General features: G+C 71.0%; 18 protein-coding genes and 2 rRNA genes. 10 read left to right on the top strand and 10 right to left on the bottom strand.

Annotated elements, in window-relative coordinates:
* Window positions 1-394 precede the first annotated feature (394 nt).
* Window positions 395-1,843, bottom strand: a complete 1,449-nt coding sequence (locus tag RM446_RS21845; RefSeq protein ID WP_311547272.1) for a catalase — start codon at window positions 1,841-1,843, stop codon at window positions 395-397.
* Window positions 1,844-1,949: 106 nt separating this feature from the next.
* Window positions 1,950-2,411 carry a Fur family transcriptional regulator gene (locus RM446_RS21840; RefSeq protein ID WP_311547271.1) on the bottom strand — a complete coding sequence of 154 codons (462 nt, stop codon included), beginning with the start codon at window positions 2,409-2,411 and terminating at the stop codon, window positions 1,950-1,952.
* 304 nt (window positions 2,412-2,715) lie between these two features.
* On the opposite strand from RM446_RS21840, the gene RM446_RS21835 reads away from it, so the two are divergent.
* Window positions 2,716-3,882 (top strand): CapA family protein, encoded by a 1,167-nt coding sequence (locus RM446_RS21835; protein WP_311547270.1) that lies wholly within the window; start codon window positions 2,716-2,718, stop codon window positions 3,880-3,882.
* A gap of 67 nt (window positions 3,883-3,949) precedes the next feature.
* Here RM446_RS21835 and add read toward each other — a convergent pair whose 3' ends face one another.
* Complete coding sequence (add, locus tag RM446_RS21830) at window positions 3,950-4,987, bottom strand: adenosine deaminase (protein WP_311547269.1); 1,038 nt, start codon at window positions 4,985-4,987, stop codon at window positions 3,950-3,952.
* Window positions 4,988-5,337: 350 nt separating this feature from the next.
* Between add and RM446_RS21825 the strand changes: the two genes are divergently transcribed.
* Together RM446_RS21825 and RM446_RS21820 are read left to right on the top strand one after the other, a co-directional pair.
* Window positions 5,338-5,904, top strand: a complete 567-nt coding sequence (locus RM446_RS21825; protein ID WP_311547313.1) for a TetR family transcriptional regulator — start codon at window positions 5,338-5,340, stop codon at window positions 5,902-5,904.
* Window positions 5,905-5,994: 90 nt separating this feature from the next.
* On the top strand, window positions 5,995-6,876 hold the full coding sequence (locus RM446_RS21820) for a prolyl oligopeptidase family serine peptidase (RefSeq protein WP_311547268.1): 882 nt from the start codon (window positions 5,995-5,997) through the stop codon (window positions 6,874-6,876).
* A gap of 83 nt (window positions 6,877-6,959) precedes the next feature.
* Here RM446_RS21820 and RM446_RS21815 read toward each other — a convergent pair whose 3' ends face one another.
* Window positions 6,960-8,324 carry an FAD-dependent oxidoreductase gene (locus RM446_RS21815; protein ID WP_311547267.1) on the bottom strand — a complete coding sequence of 455 codons (1,365 nt, stop codon included), beginning with the start codon at window positions 8,322-8,324 and terminating at the stop codon, window positions 6,960-6,962.
* A gap of 136 nt (window positions 8,325-8,460) precedes the next feature.
* Between RM446_RS21815 and RM446_RS21810 the strand changes: the two genes are divergently transcribed.
* The gene (locus RM446_RS21810; protein ID WP_311547266.1) at window positions 8,461-9,087 is read left to right on the top strand and encodes an HD domain-containing protein; all 627 of its coding nucleotides are present in this window, start codon (window positions 8,461-8,463) and stop codon (window positions 9,085-9,087) included.
* A 66-nt stretch (window positions 9,088-9,153) separates the two neighbouring features.
* On the opposite strand, the gene RM446_RS21805 is transcribed toward RM446_RS21810, so the two are convergent.
* Complete coding sequence (locus RM446_RS21805; RefSeq protein WP_311547265.1) at window positions 9,154-9,912, bottom strand: sulfite exporter TauE/SafE family protein; 759 nt, start codon at window positions 9,910-9,912, stop codon at window positions 9,154-9,156.
* A gap of 550 nt (window positions 9,913-10,462) precedes the next feature.
* Between RM446_RS21805 and RM446_RS21800 the strand changes: the two genes are divergently transcribed.
* Window positions 10,463-10,816: a WhiB family transcriptional regulator gene (locus tag RM446_RS21800; protein WP_311547264.1), complete on the top strand. Its 354-nt coding sequence runs from the start codon at window positions 10,463-10,465 to the stop codon at window positions 10,814-10,816.
* Between the two features lie 263 nt (window positions 10,817-11,079).
* On the opposite strand, the gene RM446_RS21795 is transcribed toward RM446_RS21800, so the two are convergent.
* Window positions 11,080-12,069 (bottom strand): SPFH domain-containing protein, encoded by a 990-nt coding sequence (locus RM446_RS21795; RefSeq protein ID WP_311547263.1) that lies wholly within the window; start codon window positions 12,067-12,069, stop codon window positions 11,080-11,082.
* 289 nt (window positions 12,070-12,358) lie between these two features.
* The gene (locus RM446_RS21790) at window positions 12,359-13,144 is read right to left on the bottom strand and encodes an ABC transporter ATP-binding protein (protein WP_311547262.1); all 786 of its coding nucleotides are present in this window, start codon (window positions 13,142-13,144) and stop codon (window positions 12,359-12,361) included.
* A gap of 192 nt (window positions 13,145-13,336) precedes the next feature.
* Here RM446_RS21790 and RM446_RS21785 point away from each other — a divergent pair, with 192 nt between their 5' ends.
* The 4 genes from RM446_RS21785 to serB all read left to right on the top strand — a co-directional run bounded on the left by RM446_RS21785 (window position 13,337) and on the right by serB (window position 16,911).
* A complete protein-coding gene (locus tag RM446_RS21785) occupies window positions 13,337-14,107 on the top strand; it encodes a hypothetical protein (RefSeq protein ID WP_311547261.1) in 771 nt (256 codons plus the stop codon).
* A gap of 127 nt (window positions 14,108-14,234) precedes the next feature.
* The gene (locus tag RM446_RS21780; protein WP_311547260.1) at window positions 14,235-14,861 is read left to right on the top strand and encodes a DUF1707 SHOCT-like domain-containing protein; all 627 of its coding nucleotides are present in this window, start codon (window positions 14,235-14,237) and stop codon (window positions 14,859-14,861) included.
* A 72-nt stretch (window positions 14,862-14,933) separates the two neighbouring features.
* On the top strand, window positions 14,934-15,563 hold the full coding sequence (locus RM446_RS21775; protein WP_311547259.1) for a DUF1707 SHOCT-like domain-containing protein: 630 nt from the start codon (window positions 14,934-14,936) through the stop codon (window positions 15,561-15,563).
* 112 nt (window positions 15,564-15,675) lie between these two features.
* Window positions 15,676-16,911, top strand: coding sequence for a phosphoserine phosphatase SerB (serB, locus tag RM446_RS21770; RefSeq protein WP_311547258.1), 1,236 nt, complete (start codon window positions 15,676-15,678; stop codon window positions 16,909-16,911).
* 189 nt (window positions 16,912-17,100) lie between these two features.
* Here the strand turns inward: serB and RM446_RS21765 are convergent, their stop codons facing one another.
* On the bottom strand, window positions 17,101-17,964 hold the full coding sequence (locus RM446_RS21765; RefSeq protein ID WP_311547257.1) for a methyltransferase domain-containing protein: 864 nt from the start codon (window positions 17,962-17,964) through the stop codon (window positions 17,101-17,103).
* Between the two features lie 87 nt (window positions 17,965-18,051).
* Between RM446_RS21765 and RM446_RS21760 the strand changes: the two genes are divergently transcribed.
* Entirely contained in the window at window positions 18,052-18,504 is a 453-nt protein-coding gene (locus tag RM446_RS21760; RefSeq protein WP_311547256.1) for a MerR family transcriptional regulator, read from the top strand.
* Between the two features lie 97 nt (window positions 18,505-18,601).
* On the opposite strand, the gene rrf is transcribed toward RM446_RS21760, so the two are convergent.
* Window positions 18,602-18,719: ribosomal RNA gene (gene rrf / locus RM446_RS21755) — 5S ribosomal RNA — on the bottom strand.
* A gap of 130 nt (window positions 18,720-18,849) precedes the next feature.
* A 23S ribosomal RNA gene (locus tag RM446_RS21750) occupies window positions 18,850-18,943 on the bottom strand; the annotation flags it as partial.

The following is an 18,943-nucleotide window of genomic DNA, read 5'->3' as shown; positions in this document are numbered from 1 at the left end:
TCTAAGGACGATCAGTCCGCGATCAGTGGAAGATGAACAGGATCCCGAGTTTCCCTGGCAACGACTCGCCCAAAAACCCCCGATTCCCGACAACTTGGATATCGACTCCAAACCGCCACCTGGACGGACAATCGGCTCCAGCGAGCGGATTCCATTAACGAAATCGGGAATTCCGTTCATTTCGTTTGGACGATCCAAAGAAGGATCAACAGGCATTGAACCTTCGCCAGCATGTTCACGGGCGGCGAGCATCCGCCCCTAACAGCAGAAAGCCCCGGGACGGCCCGGCGGCACCCTGCGGGTACCGCGCGGACCGCCCCGGGGCGGAGGGCCGCGGCGCCCGGTTCCCACCGGGACCCCGCGACCTTGCGCTACGGCCAGAGCCGGACGGAGCTCAGGCCTGCACGCCCAGGCCCTTGGCCACGCCGACGCCGAGGTCGGGGTGGACGTTGGTCCAGTACTCGACCACGCGCTTCTTCATGTCGTCGGTGACCTCGGGTGCCGAGGCGTGGCCGACGATGTTGCCCACCATGCTGGTGCGCTCGGTGTCGGTGAGGACCTTCTCCCAGAGCGTGCGCGCCTGGCCGAAGTCGTCGTCCTCCTTGTGCAGCTCGTAGGCCGAGCGCACCATTTCGCCGGAGACGTGGTAGCCCTCGCCCTCGTAGAGCTCGTTGGCCGAGACCGCCCCGCCCGCGGTGTTGGGCGCGTACACCGGGTCGGCGTTGTTGCTGTAGGTCATCGGCCCGTCGAGGTTGTAGCTGCGGGTCGCGACCTTGGGCTGGTTGACCGGCAGCTGCAGGTAGTTGGGGCCGATGCGGTAGCGGTGGGTGTCGGGGTAGGAGAACAGCCGTCCCTGGAGCATCTTGTCCGGGCTGCCGCCGATGCCGGGCACCAGGTTGGACGGCTCGAACGCAGCCTGCTCGATCTCGGCGAAGTAGTTCGAGGGGTTGCGGTTCAGCGTGAACTTCCCGATGGTGATCTCGGGGTAGTCGCCGTGCGGCCACACCTTGGTCAGGTCGAACGGGTTGAACCGGTAGTTCACCGCATCGTCGAAGGGCATGATCTGCACCTTGACGGTCCAGGACGGGAAGTCGCCCTTCTTGATGGACTCCCACAGGTCGCGGCGGTGCGCGTCCGGGTCGGCGGCCTCCAGGGCCTTCGCCTTGTCGGCGTCCAGGTTCTCGGCGCCCTGGTCGGTCTTGAAGTGGTACTTCACCCAGAACTTCTCGCCTTCGGCGTTGTACCAGAGGAACGTGTGGCTGCCGTAGCCGTTCATGTGGCGCCAGGTCTTGGGCGTGCCGCGATCGGTCATCAGGAACGACACCTGGTGGGCCGACTCGGGGTTGAGCGTCCAGAAGTCCCACTGCATGTTGTTGTCGCGCAGCTGGTTGTCGGCGCGGCGCTTCTGCGAGTGGATGAAGTCGGAGAACTTCGAGGGGTCGCGGATGAAGAAGATCGGCGTGTTGTTGCCGACGATGTCGTAGTTGCCGTGCTCGGTGTAGAACTTCAGCGCGAAGCCGCGCGGGTCACGGGCGCTGTCGGCGCTACCCAGCTCGCCGGCCACGGTCGAGAAGCGCAGCAGCAGCGGCGTCTTCCTGCCCTTCTGGAACAGGTCGGCCGAGGTGTACCGGCTGACGTCCTCGGTGATCTCCATCTCACCGAAAGCGCCGCCGCCCTTGGCGTGCACGACGCGCTCGGGCACGCGCTCGCGGTTGAAGTGGGCCATCTTCTGGATCAGGAAGTGGTCCTGGAGCAGCAGCGGCCCGTTGGGGCCTACCGACTGCGACAATCCATCGCTGGGAGCCGGGTGACCGGCATCGTCCGTGCTGTAGGGAACGCTCAACTGCTCGCACCTTTCGAAAAATGCTGGAAATGCGTGAAGAGGCCTCGGCTACGGCCGGGCCGAGCCCGCCGCGCCCTCTGCGACGCAGGGTCCCGGCTCGGGCGGGTCAGCCGCCGGACTCGGTCTGCGCGGGCTCACCGCCCCCGGATCCCGCCGCCTGTGCCTGGCATTGCGGACAGACGCCCCAGAACACCACCTCGGCTTCGTCGACCGCGTAGCCGTGCGTCTCAGACGGCTCCACGCAGGGAGCCTCGCCCACCACGCAGTCGATGTCGGCGACCTCACCGCACGAGCGGCAGACCAGGTGGTGATGGTTGTCCCCGACCCGCGACTCGAAGCGCGCGGGCGAGCCCGCGGGCTCGATCCGCCGGAGCAGGCCGGCCTTGGTCAGCGCATGCAGCGCGTCGTAGACCGCCTGGGTGGAGACATGGCCGAGCGAGCCCCGCACTCCGCGCGCAATGCGCTCGGCGTCGAGGTGGTTGCCGGACCGAACGTGATCCAGGATGGCCACCCGTGCCGCGGTGACCCTGAGTCCGGCCGAACGGAGATCGTCGGCGACGTTGTCCATGCGGCGACCCTAAGCCACAAACTGGAATGATTCAAGAAACTGACGCGCTCCAGGCAACCGGCAGGCCCATCGGTGACCTGGAGTTCCCCGACACGCCGACCACAGCACTTCACACCGGAGAAGGATGAGGGAACTCTGCGTAACAACCGATTCCCGCAGACGGATGCAGCGGCGTGACCCCCGCCCCGTATCCTCGCCATGGCTCCGTTCTCCGGACATCGGGAATCAGCCCTGCGGTCGCGCCCGCTCCGTGACGGCACCCCCGCCCCGCAACACGCTGCCGCCCCCACACTTGGAGCGCCGAATGCCCTACGACTCCTCGACCCCTACCCCGGCGGTCCTCGCCTCCGTACGCGCAGGCGCCGCCATGGCCGTGCTCGCACTGCTGGCCGCCTGCTCGTCGGGCTCGACCGAACCCGACGACTCCGGGAAGCCGGCCGGCGACGGCGCGCCGTCCTCGCCGGAGGCCTCGCCCTCCCCCGAGAAGAGCGCGCCGATCACCGTAGCCATCGGCGGCGACGTGCACTTCGAGGGAGAGCTGCGCCAGCGCCTGGACTCCGACCCCGCCGCCGCCCTCGGCGGCATCTCCGAGACCCTTTCGGCGGCCGACCTGGCCGTGGTGAACCTGGAGACCGCCGTCACCGACGGCGGCACGCCCGCGCCCGGCAAGCAGTTCGTCTTCCGAGCACCGCAGACCACCTTCACCGCACTGGAGTCGGCCGGAGTCGACGTCGCCTCCGTCGCCAACAACCACGGCATGGACTACGGCACGACCGGGCTCCAGGACACCCTCGCCGGCGCGGAGGAAGCCGGGTTCCCCGTCGTCGGCGCCGGCCAGAGCGAGGAGGAGGCCTACGCGCCGCACGTCTTCGACACCGAAGGCGGCAAGGTCGCGGTCGTCGGCGCCGCCGACGTCCTCGACGACCACCTCATCTCCGCCTGGACCGCCGGCCCCGGCAAGCCCGGGCTCGCCTCGGCCAAGAACGAGATGCGCAGCCGCCTGGTCGAGGCGGTCTCGGCGGCCGCCGAGGAGGCCGACACCGTCATCACCTACCTGCACTGGGGACTGGAGGGCGACCACTGCCCCAAGGCGCACGCCCCCGGACTGGCCCAGGAGCTCGCCGACGCCGGCGCCGACGCCGTGGTCGGCGGGCACGCCCACGTGCTCTCCCCCGGCGGCTACCTCGGCGACACCTACGTCCACTACGGCCTTGGCAACTTCGCCTTCTACAACTACAGCGGCCCCACCGCCGAGACCGGCGTGCTCGAACTCACCTTCCAGGACGGAGAGGTGATCGGCGACGAGTGGAAGCCCGGGCAGATCCAGGGCGGCGTCCCGGTGCTGTACGAAGGCGCTGCCGCCGAGGACGCGCGCGCCACCTGGGAGTCGTTCCGCTCCCAGTGCGGCGTGGGACTCGCCCCGGCCCCCGAAGGCCAGGAGGGCGAAGAGGAGCAGGCCGAGGCCGGATAGCCCCGCACCGCCGCTCGGTGCCCGCCGCGGACGCGCGGCGCGGCCCGGCGCCGCCGCGGCGCTGCGCCTACAGGGTGTGGGTGTGGCCGGCCAGCACCGTGTCGATCTCCGCGATCAGCACCCGCTTGGCCGGCTCCTCCAGGAACGAGGCCGCCACGCCGTTGCGCGCCAGCGCCGCGAGACCCTCGGCGCCCAGTCCCAGCTGGGCGGCGGTGCGGTACTCGTTGGTCAGGTCGGTCCCGAACATCGGGGGGTCGTCGCTGTTCAGGGTGACCACCAACCCGGCCTCCAGCATGCGCGGCAGCGGGTGCTCCCAGATCTCGGCTACGGCGCCGGTGCGCAGGTTGGAGGTGGGGGACACGTCCAGCGGAACGGCCTCCTCGCGGAGCCGCTCGACGAGCGCGTAGTCGCGCATGCAGGTGATCCCGTGGCCGATCCGCTCGGCACGCAGCAGGTCCAGGGCCTCGCCCACCCGCTCGGGACCGCCGATCTCCCCGGCGTGGGGCAGGCTGTGGAGTCCGGCCGCCCGGGCTCTGGCGAACAGCTCGGCCATCGGTCCCAGCGGGACCTCGACGCCGCCCACGCCGAACCCGACGACGCTCTCGGGCCCCTCTGCCAGGACGGCGTCCAGCGTCTGCTCGCCCTTGTCCACCCCGTAGTCGCCGGGGAAGTCCGGGATCCAGCGGAGCCTGATGCCGTGCCGGCGCTCGGCCTCGGTACGCGCCGCCTCGATCCCGGCGAAGACGGTGCGCGCGGACACGCCGCGCATCAGGTGGGCATAGAGGCTGACGTGCACCTCGGCGTAGCGGACGTTCTGCGCGGCGAGCCGGGCGGCGGCGTCGGCCGCCAGCAGCGCGAAGTCCTCCTCGTCGACCAGGGTCTGCACCGAAGCCAGATAGACCTCGATGAAGTGCGGGAAGTCCCGGAAGAGGTACCAGTCGCGGACCTCCTCCAGCGAGCCGGGGACATCGGCGACGCCGTGCTTGCGGGCGAGCTCCAGCAGCGTGGCCGGCTGCATGGACCCTTCAAGATGCACGTGCAGTTCGACTTTGGGGAGTTCTTGGATGAACGCCTCGAAGTCGGAGGCGAGTGTCGGGAGATCCATTCCGGAGACGCTACTCAGCCGCGGGCCCGTCTCCAAGTCGCGGGGGTGGCCTCTGACGACGATCCGTCACATTCGACCGCGCCCGCACGGCTGGCCGTATCCGGCCATACGGACGATCAAGGCCCCGATGTCGGCGTTCCATGGGAACCGCGCCCCCACAGGGCCGAGTCAGAAGGTGCGTGATGACCACTTCCACTCGCGGCGCCTCCTGCCCGCACACGCCATCGCCGAACGGCCGCGCCGACGACGGCGCCGAGGCGCCCGCAGCGGCCCAGGGCGGATCCCTCGACTCTGTGGCCACCTCGCTGTCCCGCGCCCCGCTGCGCAGACTCCCGGCCCAGCAGCGCAGCATGGTCCGCGTGCAGCGCATGCTCGACGCCTGCGCCGAACTGCTCGACGAGGGCGGCTACAGCGAACTGTCGACGACCCGCATCGCCGAGCGCGCGGGGGTGGCGATCGGCTCGGTGTACCAGTTCTTCCCGGACAAGCGGGCCATCACCCAGGCGCTGGGGCTGCGCTACCTCGACCTCTTCACCGCGCGGGTACGCGAACGCCTCGCTACAGGCGACCACGGTCACTGGACCCGAGCGGCGGATGCGATCATCGACGAGTACCTGGAGATGCACCGCACCGTTCCCGGGTTCCGCAGTCTGCACTTCGGCGACGTGGTCGACACCCGCCTGCTGGACTCCGCGACCGAGAACAACCGCGTCATCGCCACCCGCATCCGCCAACTGCTCACCTCGGTGGGCGGCGCCGGCGAGAGCGAGGGCCTGGACCGGGCGGTGACCGTGGCCGTGGAGGCGGCTGATGCGGTCCTCAAGCTGGCGTTCCGCAGTGACGCCGAAGGCGACCCGCGCCTCATCGAGGAGGCCAAGATCCTGCTGCGGAACTACCTCGGCCATCACTTCGGCTGAACTAGGCTGCGACATGCATGCTCAGCACGAATGAGGTCGGTCCAGATCGCCACGACGGCTTTCGGCATCCGAATACGGGAGGAGCCTTCAGTGCGAGCCGACAGCACCCCCACACAGCCGACCACCGGCACAGCGGCCGGAATCCCCTTCGTCGCGGTACCGCCCGCGGTCGCCGCCGACCACGCGCCCATGGTCGTCGCGCTGCATGCGTTCGAGCCGCCGCGCAGTGAGGCCGCCTTGGCGGGCACCCTGCCGTTGGCCTCACTGCCCGCCTGGCGCTTCTACCTCGGACTTCCGATGTTCGGCGCGCGCCTGCCCGAGGGCGGGGTCGCCGAGGTCAACCGGCGCGGACAGGCCGACTACCTGATCGAGCTGTACGGGCCCGTCGTCGAGCAGGCGGCCGCCGAGATCCCCCGCGCGGTCAGCGAGCTCCGGGAGCGCTTCCCCGTCGCCGACTCCTCCGTCGGGGTGATGGGCGTGGGGGCCGGCGGCGCCGCGGCGCTGCTGGCGCTGGCGGAGAGCCGGCTGCCGATCGCCGCCGCCGGAGCCGTCAACCCGATCATCGACCCCCGGGCCGTGCTCTCCGCACGCGAACGGCGGCTGGGCATCCCCTACACCTGGAACGACACCTCCCGCGAGGTCGCCGCCTGGCTGGACTTCTCGGCCCGCGCCGGCGACCTCGCCGCCCGCCGGCCCCAGCCGCCCCTGCTGATCGTCAGCGGCCAGCAGGACGACGTCATCGAGCCCGAGCGCACCCGCGCCCTCCACGACGCGCTGGCCGCCCACTACCCCGCCCAGGCTCTGCGGCACATCGAGGTCCCCGACCTGGCGCACACCATGGGCCCCGAGCCGGGCTTGCAGCCGGGGCCGCCGGCACCGGGCAACGTGCTGGCCGACCGCGCCCTGGTCGAGTGGTTCCACACCCATCTCCCGCTCGCCTCGCCGACCGAGGCGACCGTCCGGCTGAGCTGAGCCGGACGGCGCGCCGGCACGCGGGGCGCGGTTGCCGCCGGCTCGCGCGACCGGCGGAGAGCCCTCCCACGGTCTCGGCCTGCTCACATGGTCTCGGCCAGCTTGCGGGCGGTGATCAGAACGGGGTCCCAGACCGGTGAGAACGGCGGCGCATAACCGAGGTCCATCGCCGCCACGTCGTCCACGGGCATGCCGTTCCACAGTGCGGCGGCCAGCACGTCGATGCGCTTGCCGGCGTTCTCCCACCCCACGATCTGCGCGCCCAGCAGCCGCCGCGATCGGCGTTCGGCCAGCAGCTTCAACGTCATCGTCGCCGCTCCGGGGTAGTAGCCGGCCCGCGTCGTGGACTCCAGCGTCGCGGTCTCGAACTCGAACCCCGCACGCTCGGCCTCGGCCTCGTTCAGCCCGGTCCTTGCCACCTCCAGCCCGCACACCTTGCTGATCGCCGTCCCCAGCACGCCGCCGAAGCGCGCGTAGCCGCCGCCGATGTTGGTCCCGGCCACGCGCCCCTGCTTGTTGGCGTGGGTGCCCAAGGCGATGGACACGGACTCCTGAGAGACCCGGTGCAGGCTCTGCACGCAGTCGCCCGCAGCCCACACCCCCTCGGCGGAGGTGCGCATCCGGGGGTCCACGGAGACGCCGCCGGTGGGGCCGATCGCGATTCCGGCCGCGCGCGCCAGGTCGCTGCCGGGCCGCACACCGAGTCCGAGCACGACGATGCCGGCCCGGTAGCTCGCGCGATCGGTGACGACCGCACTGGCCCGCCCGTCAGCGGCGGTCTCGATCCCGGTGACCGGCTCCTCCAGGTGCACGTCCACGCCCATCGTCACCAGTGCGTCGCGCACCAGGCGCCCCATACCGGGGTCGAGGGTGGTCATGGGTTCCGGCGCCGCCTCGACGAGGTGCACCCGCATACCGCGCTGCACGAACGCCTCGGCCATCTCCAGGCCGATGTAGCCCCCGCCGACCACCACCGCGGTGCCCGGCCGCTCGGTGTCGAGGAAGTCGCGCACGGCGATCCCGTCGGAGAGCGTCTGCACGCCGAACACGCCGGGCGCATCCATCCCCGGCAGGTCGGGCCGCACCGGAACGGCTCCGGTTGCCACCATCAACCGGTCGAACGGCTCCTCGCGCGCCTTCGCGCCGGCAGTGCGGGCGGTGACCGTTCGACGGTCGAGGTCGATCTCCTCGACCTCGGTCGACGTGCGCACGTCGATGCCGTGGTCGCGGCGGAAAGTCGCGGGGTCGCGCGAGATCAACTCCTCGGGACTCGGTACCGTCTTGCCGACCAGATAAGGGATTCCGCATGCCGAGTACGATGTGTGGGGTCCGCGCTCCAGGGCGAGGATCTCCAGATCCTCCGCGCCTCGCAGCCGCCGCGCCTGCGAGGCGGCGCTCATCCCCGCCGCGTCGCCGCCGATGACGATGAGCCGTGGCCGTGCGTTCACTCGCCGCTCCATGCAGTCTCGATTTTCGGATGCTCCGGCGTCAGTCGACCGCCGTTGCATGGGATCATCCCCATGGCGGCCGGGAGAACTCCCTGGTTTCAACGTGACGATCCATTGTTGCGAGGAGGGCGACTACGTGACGGAACCGGCACCGGTGTTTGCCAGCGGCGTCGATCACGAACGGCTCACGTCCCAGCTCCGGTTCATCCTGGAAACCGACAAGCTGAAGCGCATCCTTCGGCGCAACATGCTGGTCGACGGCTCGCGCCGCGAGAACGACGCCGAGCACTCCTGGCACCTCGCGCTGGCCGCCCGCGTGTTCGCCGAGTACGCGCCGGACGGCACCGACATCGACCGGGTGGTCGAGATGCTGGTGCTGCATGACATCGTCGAGATCGACGCCGGTGACACGTTCATCTACGACACCCACCAGGCGGGCTCCCAGCCAGAGCGGGAGCGCGCCGCGGCCGACCGCATCTTCGCGCTGCTGCCCGACGACCAGGCGCAGCGCACGCGCGCGCTGTGGGAGGAGTTCGAGGAGCACGCGACCCCCGAGGCGCGCTTCGCCAAGGCGATCGACCGGCTGGCGCCGATGCTGGCCAACTGGCACACCGAAGGCGGCACGTGGGTCCGGCACGGCGTGACCCGCTCGCAGGTCGCGGAGAGGGTGAAGGTCATCGCCGAGGGCTCGGAGGCGCTGGGCTCCTATGCGATGGCGCTGGTCGAGGACGCGGAGCGCCGCGGGTACCTGGCGTCCGGCTGAAAGGGCGCAGAAAGGCGGTGCGCCGCGCGCCCGCGCCCCCCGGCGCCGGTTTCGCCCGCCGGCCTGTCAGAACTGCTCGAGGACGAGCTGGGCGGCCGCTGTCAGACCGACGGCCACGACCAGCCCCCGCAGCGCGAAGGGCTTGAGCTTGCGGCCCAGGCGCGCGCCGGTGTAGCCGCCGATGATCGACCCGGCCGCGATCAGCGCCGCCGCCGGCCACGACGGCGAGCCGAACGTGATGTAGAAGACCGCCGCCGTCGCGTTGACCGTGGCGGCGAGCGCATTCTTCAGCGCGTTGACGCGCTGCATGTCGTCGTCCAGTGCGGTGCCCAGGATGCTGATCAGCACGATCCCCTGCGCGGCGGCGAAATAGCCGCCGTAGGTGCCGGCGGCGTAGACGCCCAGCGGCAGCAGCGGGCCGCGCCTCGATCGGGTGTCCCTGCGCTTGCGCAGCCAGGCGGCGATGCGCGGCTGGACGACGATGAGCACGCAGGCGAGGCCGATGAGAACCGGAACCACGCGCTCGAAGACCTCGGAGGGCAGGTTCAGCAGCAGCACTCCGCCGGTGACGGCCCCCAGGCAGGACATCGCGGCCAGCCGCACCACGCGGCGGCCCTGGCCGCGCAGCTCGCGCCGGTAGCCGAACGTGCCGGTGAGCGCGCCCGGCGCAAGGCCGATGCTGTTGGAGATCGACGCGGTCACCGGCGGATAGCCGAAGGCGAGCAGCACGGGGAAGGTGAAGAGGGTCCCGGACCCTACGACCGCGTTGACCCCGCCGGCGCCGATACCCGCCAGCAGAATGGCAAGCGCCTCCCACGGACTCAATGGACACCTTTCACGACGGGTGCGCGAGCAGCGGCGGGAGCGCACTGTCGGCGGACCGGCTCCACACGCCGCGTGGACCGCCGGATGAGGCCGCTGACCTGGCCGAACTCGACGTCCACTGCATACAGTCTACGCGGCGCACCCCGTCGAGGCGTCGGTCCGGAACGCGCCCTCCGTCACATCGAGCCCATGCCCCCGATCGCCCCGTATACCGCCCCCACACCTCCGACCTCGCTGCATCCCGCGCAGTATCGGATCGGCGACTGAACGTGTTGCAAGTTTTCGTCCACTTGGCTATGGCCCACTCGGGCTATATCAGAAATGGGTCCAATGGGGCCTGTCGGTCGTCTCCGCCGGTCCGTAGTTTCAACCACAGCGGTGAGGTAGGACATAGCGAGCCGAAACCCCGGCCCGCCGCGACGAGCCGACCCCCTGTTCGGACCCGCGAGCGGGACTCGTTCCCGGCCGTGTCCGCCCTCACCGAATCCCGCGCCGGCGACCGCGCCCGCCGGCGCATCCGACACACATGTGATCTTGGGAGTGGGGCAACATGTGGACTGCAGAGATGACGACCCGCGCACTGTGCCGCGAGGTCGACCCCGACGCGCTGTTCGTCCAGGGCGCCGCGCAGAACCGCGCCAAGCTGATCTGCCGCGGCTGCCCGGTGCGCACCGAGTGCCTGGCCGAGGCTCTGGACGGCCGCATCGAGTTCGGGGTCTGGGGAGGGATGACCGAACGCGAGCGCCGGGCCCTGCTGCGGCGGCGTCCTGATGTCACCTCGTGGTGGGATCTGCTGACGGCCGCACGGGCACGCTACGAGCGGGAGAACTCGGAGACGGCAGGGGAAGGCTGGCTCCAGGACTCCGCGTTCGCCGCCAAGGCCCCGGCCGGGGCCGAGCGGTGAGCCCGACCGCGCGCGGAGGGGGTAGGCGGGCGGCTCGGCCGCGGGGCTGATCCGGCCCGCCGCACCCCCGCTGCCGCCCGCGCCTTCGCGGCGCATCCGCGAAGGCGCCGACTCGCAGGCTGCGACCGGCGGCGGAAGTCCCCGGCGCTTCCCCCGGAAGCCGAGGGGAGGCGGCGGGGACCTCCAGGCCCCCGGGAGCGGGTCCTCCAGGGCGGCCGCCCCCGACCCGCTCATAGTGCAGCCGAGCGGTGCCCGCGGGCGCCTCAGCTCTGCAGGCGCCGCTCGGACACGGTCCCGTTGGGGTCCGGGGCGGCGGCAGCGGCCTCGGACGGGGAACCGGCCCCGGCCTCGCGGACCCGCTCGAACACACCGCCGATGCCTTCCAGCGCCCTGCCCATCTCGCTGGGCACGATCCACACCTTGTTGGCGTCGCCGCGCGCGATCTCCGGGAGTTTCTGCAGGTACTGGTAAGCCAGGACCTCCTGGCTGACGTCGCCGGCCTTCAGTGCCCTGGCGACCATGGTGATCGCATCCGCCTCGCCGCGGGCGCGCACGGTCATCGCCTCGGCCTCGGCCTTCGCCCGGACCTTCTCGGCGTCGGCGGCGCCCTGGGCGCTCAGCACCGCGGCGGACTGCTCACCTTCGGCGCGCAGGATCGCCGACTGCTTCTGGCCTTCGGCGCTGAGGACCTCCGCACGCTTGTCGCGGTCGGCGCGCATCTGCTTCTCCATGGCCTCCTGGACGGACTCCGGGGGCTCGATGGCCTTCAGCTCGACCCGGCTGACCTCGATGCCCCACTCGGCCGTGGCCTCGTCCAGGACCGCGCGCAGCTCGCGGTTGATCTGGTCGCGCGAGGTCAGGGTCTGCTCCAGGTCCATCCCGCCGACGACGTTGCGCAGCGTCGCCGAGGCCAGCTGCTCGACCGCCTGGATGAAGCTGGCGACTCGGTATGTGGCGTTGTAGGGGTCGGTGACCCGGACGTAGACCGCGGTGTCGACGTTGACCGACAGGTTGTCCTGGGTGATGGCGGCCTGCGGCGGGAAGCTGACCACCTGGACGCGCAGGTCGATGCGCTCGCGGACGTGGTCGACGAACGGGACCACGATGTTGAATCCGGAGCTGAGGGTGCGGTGGTAGCCGCCGAACCGCTCCACGACGTCGGCCATGGCCTGCGGGACGATACGGACGCTTCGCCAGCCGATCACGGCCAGGATGGCGACGAAGATCAGCAGGATGATGACGATGGTTCCCATCGGGGCGGCTCCGGCTCTCCTGTCAGGGGGGACACAGGCGGTCAGTGCGCGGCCGCCGCGGCGCCCGGCCGGCGGCGGCCCGTGCGCGGGCGGCACGGCCACCGGCACACGCGGCGATCATAAGGCGGATGTACCCGCCCGTCCCCAGAAGAGCCCGGTGACCTTGCACCAAACCGTCACCACCTGGCCGCATGCGGACAGCGCCCTCCTTTGCGGCCATCCGGATCCGCCGATCGGGCCTGTCCAGGTCGGTCGGCGAGGGCGGTCGGCCCCGTCTCGCCGTCGGGGTTCAGACCGCGCGGGCGCGCCACCGCTCGCCGTCGTGCTCCACCTTCAGCGGCAGCCCGAACGTCTCGCTCAGGTTCTCTCCCGTCATGGCTTCCTCCACCGGGCCGGAAGCCGTGACCCTCCCGTCGCGCATCATCAGCACGTGGGTGAACCCCGCCGGGATCTCCTCGACATGGTGCGACACGATCACCAGCGCCGGGGAGTCGATGTCGCCGGCCAGCGCGGCGAGCCGGGCCAGCAGGTCCTCGCGACCGCCCAGGTCCAAACCCGCAGCGGGCTCGTCGAGCAGCAGCAGCTCGGGGTCGGCCATCAGCGCGCGTGCGATCAGCACCCGCTTGCGCTCGCCCTCGGACAGGGTGCCGTAGCGCCGGTCGGCCAGGCGGCCCGCACCCCAGCGCGCCAGCAGCGCCCGCCCGCGGGCGTAGTCGACGGTGCCGTACTCCTCGCCGAAGCGGCCCACGTAGCCGTAGGCGGCGCTGACGACCAGGTCGAGGGACGTCATGGAGTCGGGGACGCGGTTGGCCACCGCGGAACCGGCGAAGCCCACGAGGCTGCGCAGCTCGGTCGCGTCGGCTTCGGCCAGCGGCTCGCCGAGGACCTCGGCCGTGCCGGCGCCCGGCGCCAGCTGCGCGGCCGCCACGCTCAGCAGCGAGGTCTTGCCCGCACCGTTGGGACCGAGGACCGCCCAGCGTTCGTCCTCCTCGACGGTCCACTCCACGTCGCGAAGCAGTTCCGCATCGCCGCGGCGCACCGTCACGCCGCTCATGCGCAGCACCTGGCCGTTCATCGCACTCTCTCCGTCGTCATACAGGGGATCGGGGATTCGAGCCGCCCGCCCGCCGCTGTACGGCCGCGCGGGGCCGGGACCGCGGCCCTGCGGCACATCCGGGAGCCCGGCGGCGGCGGCCCCCACCGATGCGAACCTACTGGACGCCGCTCACGCTGCGCCCACCGATCCAGGGCATCTAGGCTGAACCCGATGCTGCGAGAACTCTCATCCGCACAGCTCGTCGCGTGGGGCAACGCCTGGCTCGCGGGCCGGGCCGGGCTCGACGACGCCGTCGGCGCGGTCGAACGGGACACCGGGCCGCACGTCGTCGGCGAGGTGGCCGACGGCCTGCCTTTCGAGCAGGGCGCGGCGCTGCGCTCCGCGCTGGCCCGCCTGCGCCCCCGCGGGCTGAGCGCCTTCCGGCTCTGCCTACCCGTCCCCGGCGACCCGCTCGGCCTGGTCGGAGGCAACGAGCTGAACAAGGCGGCCCTCGACGCACGCGAGGCAGTGCTACTGCGGCTGGCGGAGACGCGCATCGGCCTGGTTCCCAGCGAGGACCGGCGAGGGTCCTCCTACCTGGGCGTGTCCTGGACTCCCTATCCCGCCGCCGCGGCCGACCCCGAGCCTGTACCGCTGGCCGACGCCGAGCACGGGCTGCAGTCGGCCATCCGCGAGTCGGCGGCGCTGTTCGGGCAGGTCGACGACATCTCCTCCTGGGGACCGGAGGTCACCCGCGCGCTGGCCGACCTGCGCGACGCCGACCGCGCGCCCGCCGGCGGCCTGGCACCCGGCTACCCGCAACGCGCGCACCGGCTCGCGGCCCAGGCCGACCGTCTGGCCGTCGTGGTGCGCCTGGCGGGCGACGACGAGGGGCGCGGGCTCAGCGCCGGGCAGATGCAGTCCCGACGCGACGCGCTGCGCATGCTCGACAGCGCGGTGCGCCGCGCCCGGGTCGCCGCTTACGGCGCCGCCGCCGAGTGAAGGGCACCCTCCCAGGCAGGTCGGGCCCCAGTTCCCGCCGACCCCGGGGACACCGCCGGGAACATCAGGGGAAAGCCAGGGACGTCACCGGATTCGCGGCGCGGCGGCCGGCGCCGATACTCGGGCTATGAACGAGACGGTTTCCCCACCAGCAGCGGGCCCGGAGCACCTGCGGGCCTCAGACGCCGACCGCGACCGCGTAGCCGAGCTTCTCGCCTCGGCGCTGAGCGAGGGCCGGCTCAGTCACGACGAGCACAGTGAGCGCATGGACGCCGCATACTCCGCGCGAACCTTGGGCGAGCTCGCCCCGCTCACGTCCGACCTGCCCGGGAAGGCGGCAGCAGGGCATCCGCCCGGTGACCTGGTTCGCTCGCCCGACGAGACCGAGAACATCCGCACGGTCCTCGCCCATGCCGAGCGCAAGGGCCGCTGGCTGGTCGAGCCGCGCACCAACGTCACCGTGCTGCTGGGTAGCGCCGTGCTGGACATGCGCTCCGCTGTGCTCTCCGCGGGAGAGGTCAACGTCCAGGTGGCGCTCGCGCTCGGCAGCCTGGAGGTCATCGTGCCGCCGGGGGTGCGCGTGGTCAACCGGGTCTCGGAGGTCCTGAGCGCCACCAGCGTGCGTACCGACCAGGCGGACGACCCCGGTGCGCCTACGGTGGTGATCACCGGGTCCTCCTGGCTCTCGGCCGTTGAGGCCAGGACCAAGGAGCCCAAGTCCGCCAAGCGCAAACGTCGGCACGGCTGCCGCTGAGCCGGCGGGCGGCCGCACGGCGGCGCCACGCGAAGACGACGAGGGAAGACAGCAGAGGGACGGCCACCCGCCATGGAACCCGAACACATCCGCGCCTCCGACGCCGACCGCGACCGCGTATCCGAGCGGCTGCGCGAGGCGGTCGCCGAAGGGCGTCTGACACAGGCCGAGCATGAAGAGCGGATCGACGCCCTGTACCGGGCCAAGACCGTCGGCGACCTCACCGAGATCACCCGCGACCTCCCCCTGCCCAGCGAGGCCGATCTCGGCGGCGACCGGAACTCCCCGATGTCCGCCGCGACCGAGGAGGCCCGGCGCATGGCGACCGAGAGCACCGGCCGCGAGAACATCGTCGCCGTGTTCGGAGGAGCCGAGCGCAAGGGCCGCTGGCTGGTCGAGCCGCGCACGAACATCTCGGTGCTCTGCGGCGGGGTCGAGCTGGACCTGCGCGAGGCGGTGCTGTCCCAGCGCGAGGTCACCATCCAGTGCGCCGTCATCCTCGGCGGCCTGGAGATCACCGTGCCCCACGGGGTGCGGGTGGTGAACAACACAGCAGGCATTCTCGGTGGCACGAGCATGCACGGCACCGACGCGGTCACTGATCCGAATTATCCCGTTATCCGGCTTACGGGTACCTGCATGCTCGGCGGTATCGAGGTCAAGGCCAAGCGGCCCAAGCGCAAGCGGAAGAAGGACCGGTGACGCCTGATGACCTGCACGCCTACTGGACGGTGAGCGTCAAGTGAACGTTGGGGTGCTGGCCGCGGCCCTGCCCGCACGCCCGAAAAGTCGGGCGAGTACCGTGGTTGGCGCCATGAATGATCACACCACGCTCCTGGTAACGGTGACCGGCCGCGACCGCCCAGGCGTCAGCGCGCGGTTGCTCAGCACCCTGTCCGTGTTCCCTGTGATCCTCGTCGACCTCGAGCAGGTCGTCGTGGGAGGACGTCTCGTCCTCAGCGCACTCGTGACCGTCGACGAGAGCGTCGCCCCCGGCGTGAGCCACGACCGGGTCTTCACGGAGATCCGCAGCGCCGTCGACAAGACCTGCATCGACCTCGACATGGACGTCGAGTTCTCAAACGGGAACGGGCGCGTCACCGCCGCGTCCGCCGAGCAGTTGCACGTCACCGTCCTGGCCGACCCCCTTCGCCCGGGTGCCCTCGGCGCGATCGCCTCGTGCGTCGCCCGGGCCGGAGCCAACATCGAGCGCATCGAGCGCCTGGCCAGCTACCCCGTCACCTCGATCGAGCTGGACATCTCGGGTGCCGACCCCGAGCGGCTGCGCGGCGACCTGTCCATGGAGGCCGCGACCCAGTCGATCGACGTGGCGCTCCAGACCAGCGGTCTGCACCGCCGGGGCAAGCACCTGATCGTGATGGACGTCGACTCCACACTGATCCAGGGCGAAGTGATCGAGCTCCTCGCCGAGCACGCCGGCTGCGCCGAAGAGGTCGCCCGTGTGACAGAGGAGGCCATGCGCGGCGAGCTCGACTTCGAGGACTCGCTGCGCCGCCGCGTCGCCCTGCTCAAGGGGCTGGACGCCTCCGCGGTGGACGAAGTACGCGAGAAGCTGGTGCTCGCACCGGGGGCCCGCACCCTCGTGCGCACACTCAAGCGGCTGGGATACGAGTGCGCGATCGTCAGCGGCGGCTTCGCTCAGGTCACCGACGCGCTGGTGGAGCGGCTGGAGATCGACTACTCGATGGCCAACACGCTGGAGATCGTCGACGGCAAGCTCACCGGGCAACTGGTGGGCCCCATCGTCGACCGGCAGGGCAAGGCGGAGGCGCTGCGCCGCTTCGCGGGCGAGGCGGGCGTGCCGCTGAACCAGACGGTGGCCATCGGCGACGGCGCCAACGACCTCGACATGCTGCAGACGGCCGGGCTGGGCGTGGCCTTCAACGCCAAGCCGGTGGTGCGCGAGCAGGCCGACACCTCGGTCAGCGTCCCCTACCTGGACACCATCGTCTACCTTCTCGGCGTCTCCCGCGAGGAGGTCGAGGCCGCCGACCGCGAAGCGGACACGGAGGAGGCGCCGGCCGACTGAGGCCGCTGCGCCGGTTCGAGCGGCAGTATGCATTGACCGGCTGTCCACAGAACAGCCCGCGCGCCGGTTCGGAGCATCTCCGGGCCGGCGCGGTGTTTTCAGCACAACAGCGGCAAGCGGCATCGGTGCGCCTGCTCCGGGACGCCGCCGGGCACCCTGGACAGCGTGCGGCGCCTGGAGACCGCGGCGTCAGGGTTTGCGTGCCGATGCGAGGATGAACGGCGCTGCCGCCAGGAAGTTGCCGGAGCCCATGCGGCGCTGCTGATCCTCCAGCCACGCCTGTGCGTCGGCCGGGGCGACCGCTCCCGAGTCGACTGCCGCGCGGGCGGCGCCGATGAGCGGAGGAAGGAACGCCCGGCCGGTGAAGAGCGCACACCTGGCCTCGACCTCGACACGGCTGAAGCCCACCTGGCGCAGCAGCCGGGGAAACGCACGCGCGCTGCCAGGGGAGGGGAGCGCGTCGGCCCAGGCACGAGTGATCCGCAACGTGAGATCGCGGCTTTCCGCGTCGACCAGGCAGCCGTCCCACTCCTGCCCGACCAGAACGATGCGGCCGCCCGGCCTGAGCACGCGGTGCGCCTCGGCGAGGGCGGCGGCAGGGTCGGTGAGGGCGTGCAGCACCTTGTCAGCGCGATAGGCGGTGACGGAGGAGTCGTCCAGGGACAGCGCGTTCGCGTCACCCACATGGAAGTCCGCTTCGGGGCACCGGAGCCGAGCAGTCGCGATCATGTCCTCGTCGAGGTCGATCCCGACGACCGAGCCGCCTCTGCCTGCGATGATCGCGGCTATCTCGCCTACCGCTCGGCCCGCTCCGCATCCGGCGTCGACGACGGAGTCTCCCGCGCCGAGCCCGAGCAGTTGGTAGGACCGGCGCCGCAGTGCGACAGCGTCGGGGAGGTCGTCGAAGGCGTCCAGCCTGGTCCTCAGGCCGCTGGAAGGTCCATTGCCGTGGTCGTCCCCGCCACCGGGGCGCCGGTGCGGCGGGGCGGGTGGACCCGTGGTCGGGGTGGCGCCGGTACCGGCGGCGCCGGTAGGGCTGTGATCATCGCTCATTCTCTGCTCCCGCGTGAGGCGCGGGCCCCGGGCGCCCGGTGCGGCGCGAGGCTTGTCAGGGGGACAAGCCTGCGAGTTAATGTCGACATGAAGTCAAGCTCGCCTGCCCAGGAAGGCCCGGCCTCCTTCGAGGCCTCAAGATCCGGTATCGGCGAACTCGCCGCGCGCTTCGGCCTGGCCACCCACGTACTGCGCCACTGGGAAGCCGCTGGGCTGCTTACCCCCGAGCGCCGCGCGAACGGTCGGCGCTGCTATACGGCCGGGGACGCAACGCGCGTGGCGATCATCCTGCGCTGCAAGGAAGCAGGACTCGGACTCGAACAGATCCGCACGCTCCTGAACGCGCCGGGCCCTGTCAAACGGAATGCGGTGATGAAGGCGCGTGTCGCCGAATTGGAGTCTCGTATCGCAAAGGCGGAGGCCGCGAAGTATCTGCTGGAGTGTGCGCTGACCTGCACGGCTGAGGACATCGCGAGCTGCCCGCATTACCAGCGCATAATGGCGGCGAACGTTCCGGAAAAGAGACACGAAGATGGCTGACGAGGCCGTGCGGAAGGAGCGATAGCGACGGGCATGCCCCTGATTCCGGGCATAAAAAATGGGGGGTTCCGCACGAAACGGAACCCCCCAACAAAAAATGCGGCAGCAACCTACTCTCCCACCCCCACCATGAAGGCAGTACCATCGGCGCAAAGAGGCTTAACGACCGGGTTCGAAAAGGGACCGGGTGTGACCCTCCCGCTATCACCACCGCAAACCACACACCCACACACCCACCACAAACACCAGACAGGTGCGCAGGAAAACCAAGAACACCCAACCAACCACCACAACAGCAGCAGCCGGCCAGGCAAAAACAGCATGCGCGAGCACCCAGCATCCACGGCGGACAAGCCCTCGGCCTATTAGTACCGGTCAGCTCCACCCCTCACAAGGCTTCCACACCCGGCCTATCAACCCAGTCATCACCTGGCGGCCT

Origin of the sequence: Streptomonospora wellingtoniae (genome assembly GCF_031845375.1) — a bacterium.
GTDB lineage: Bacteria > Actinomycetota > Actinomycetes > Streptosporangiales > Streptosporangiaceae > Streptomonospora > Streptomonospora wellingtoniae.
The sequence above is the reverse complement of the archived record's forward strand: the minus strand, read 5'-3'. Positions and strand labels throughout refer to the sequence as shown.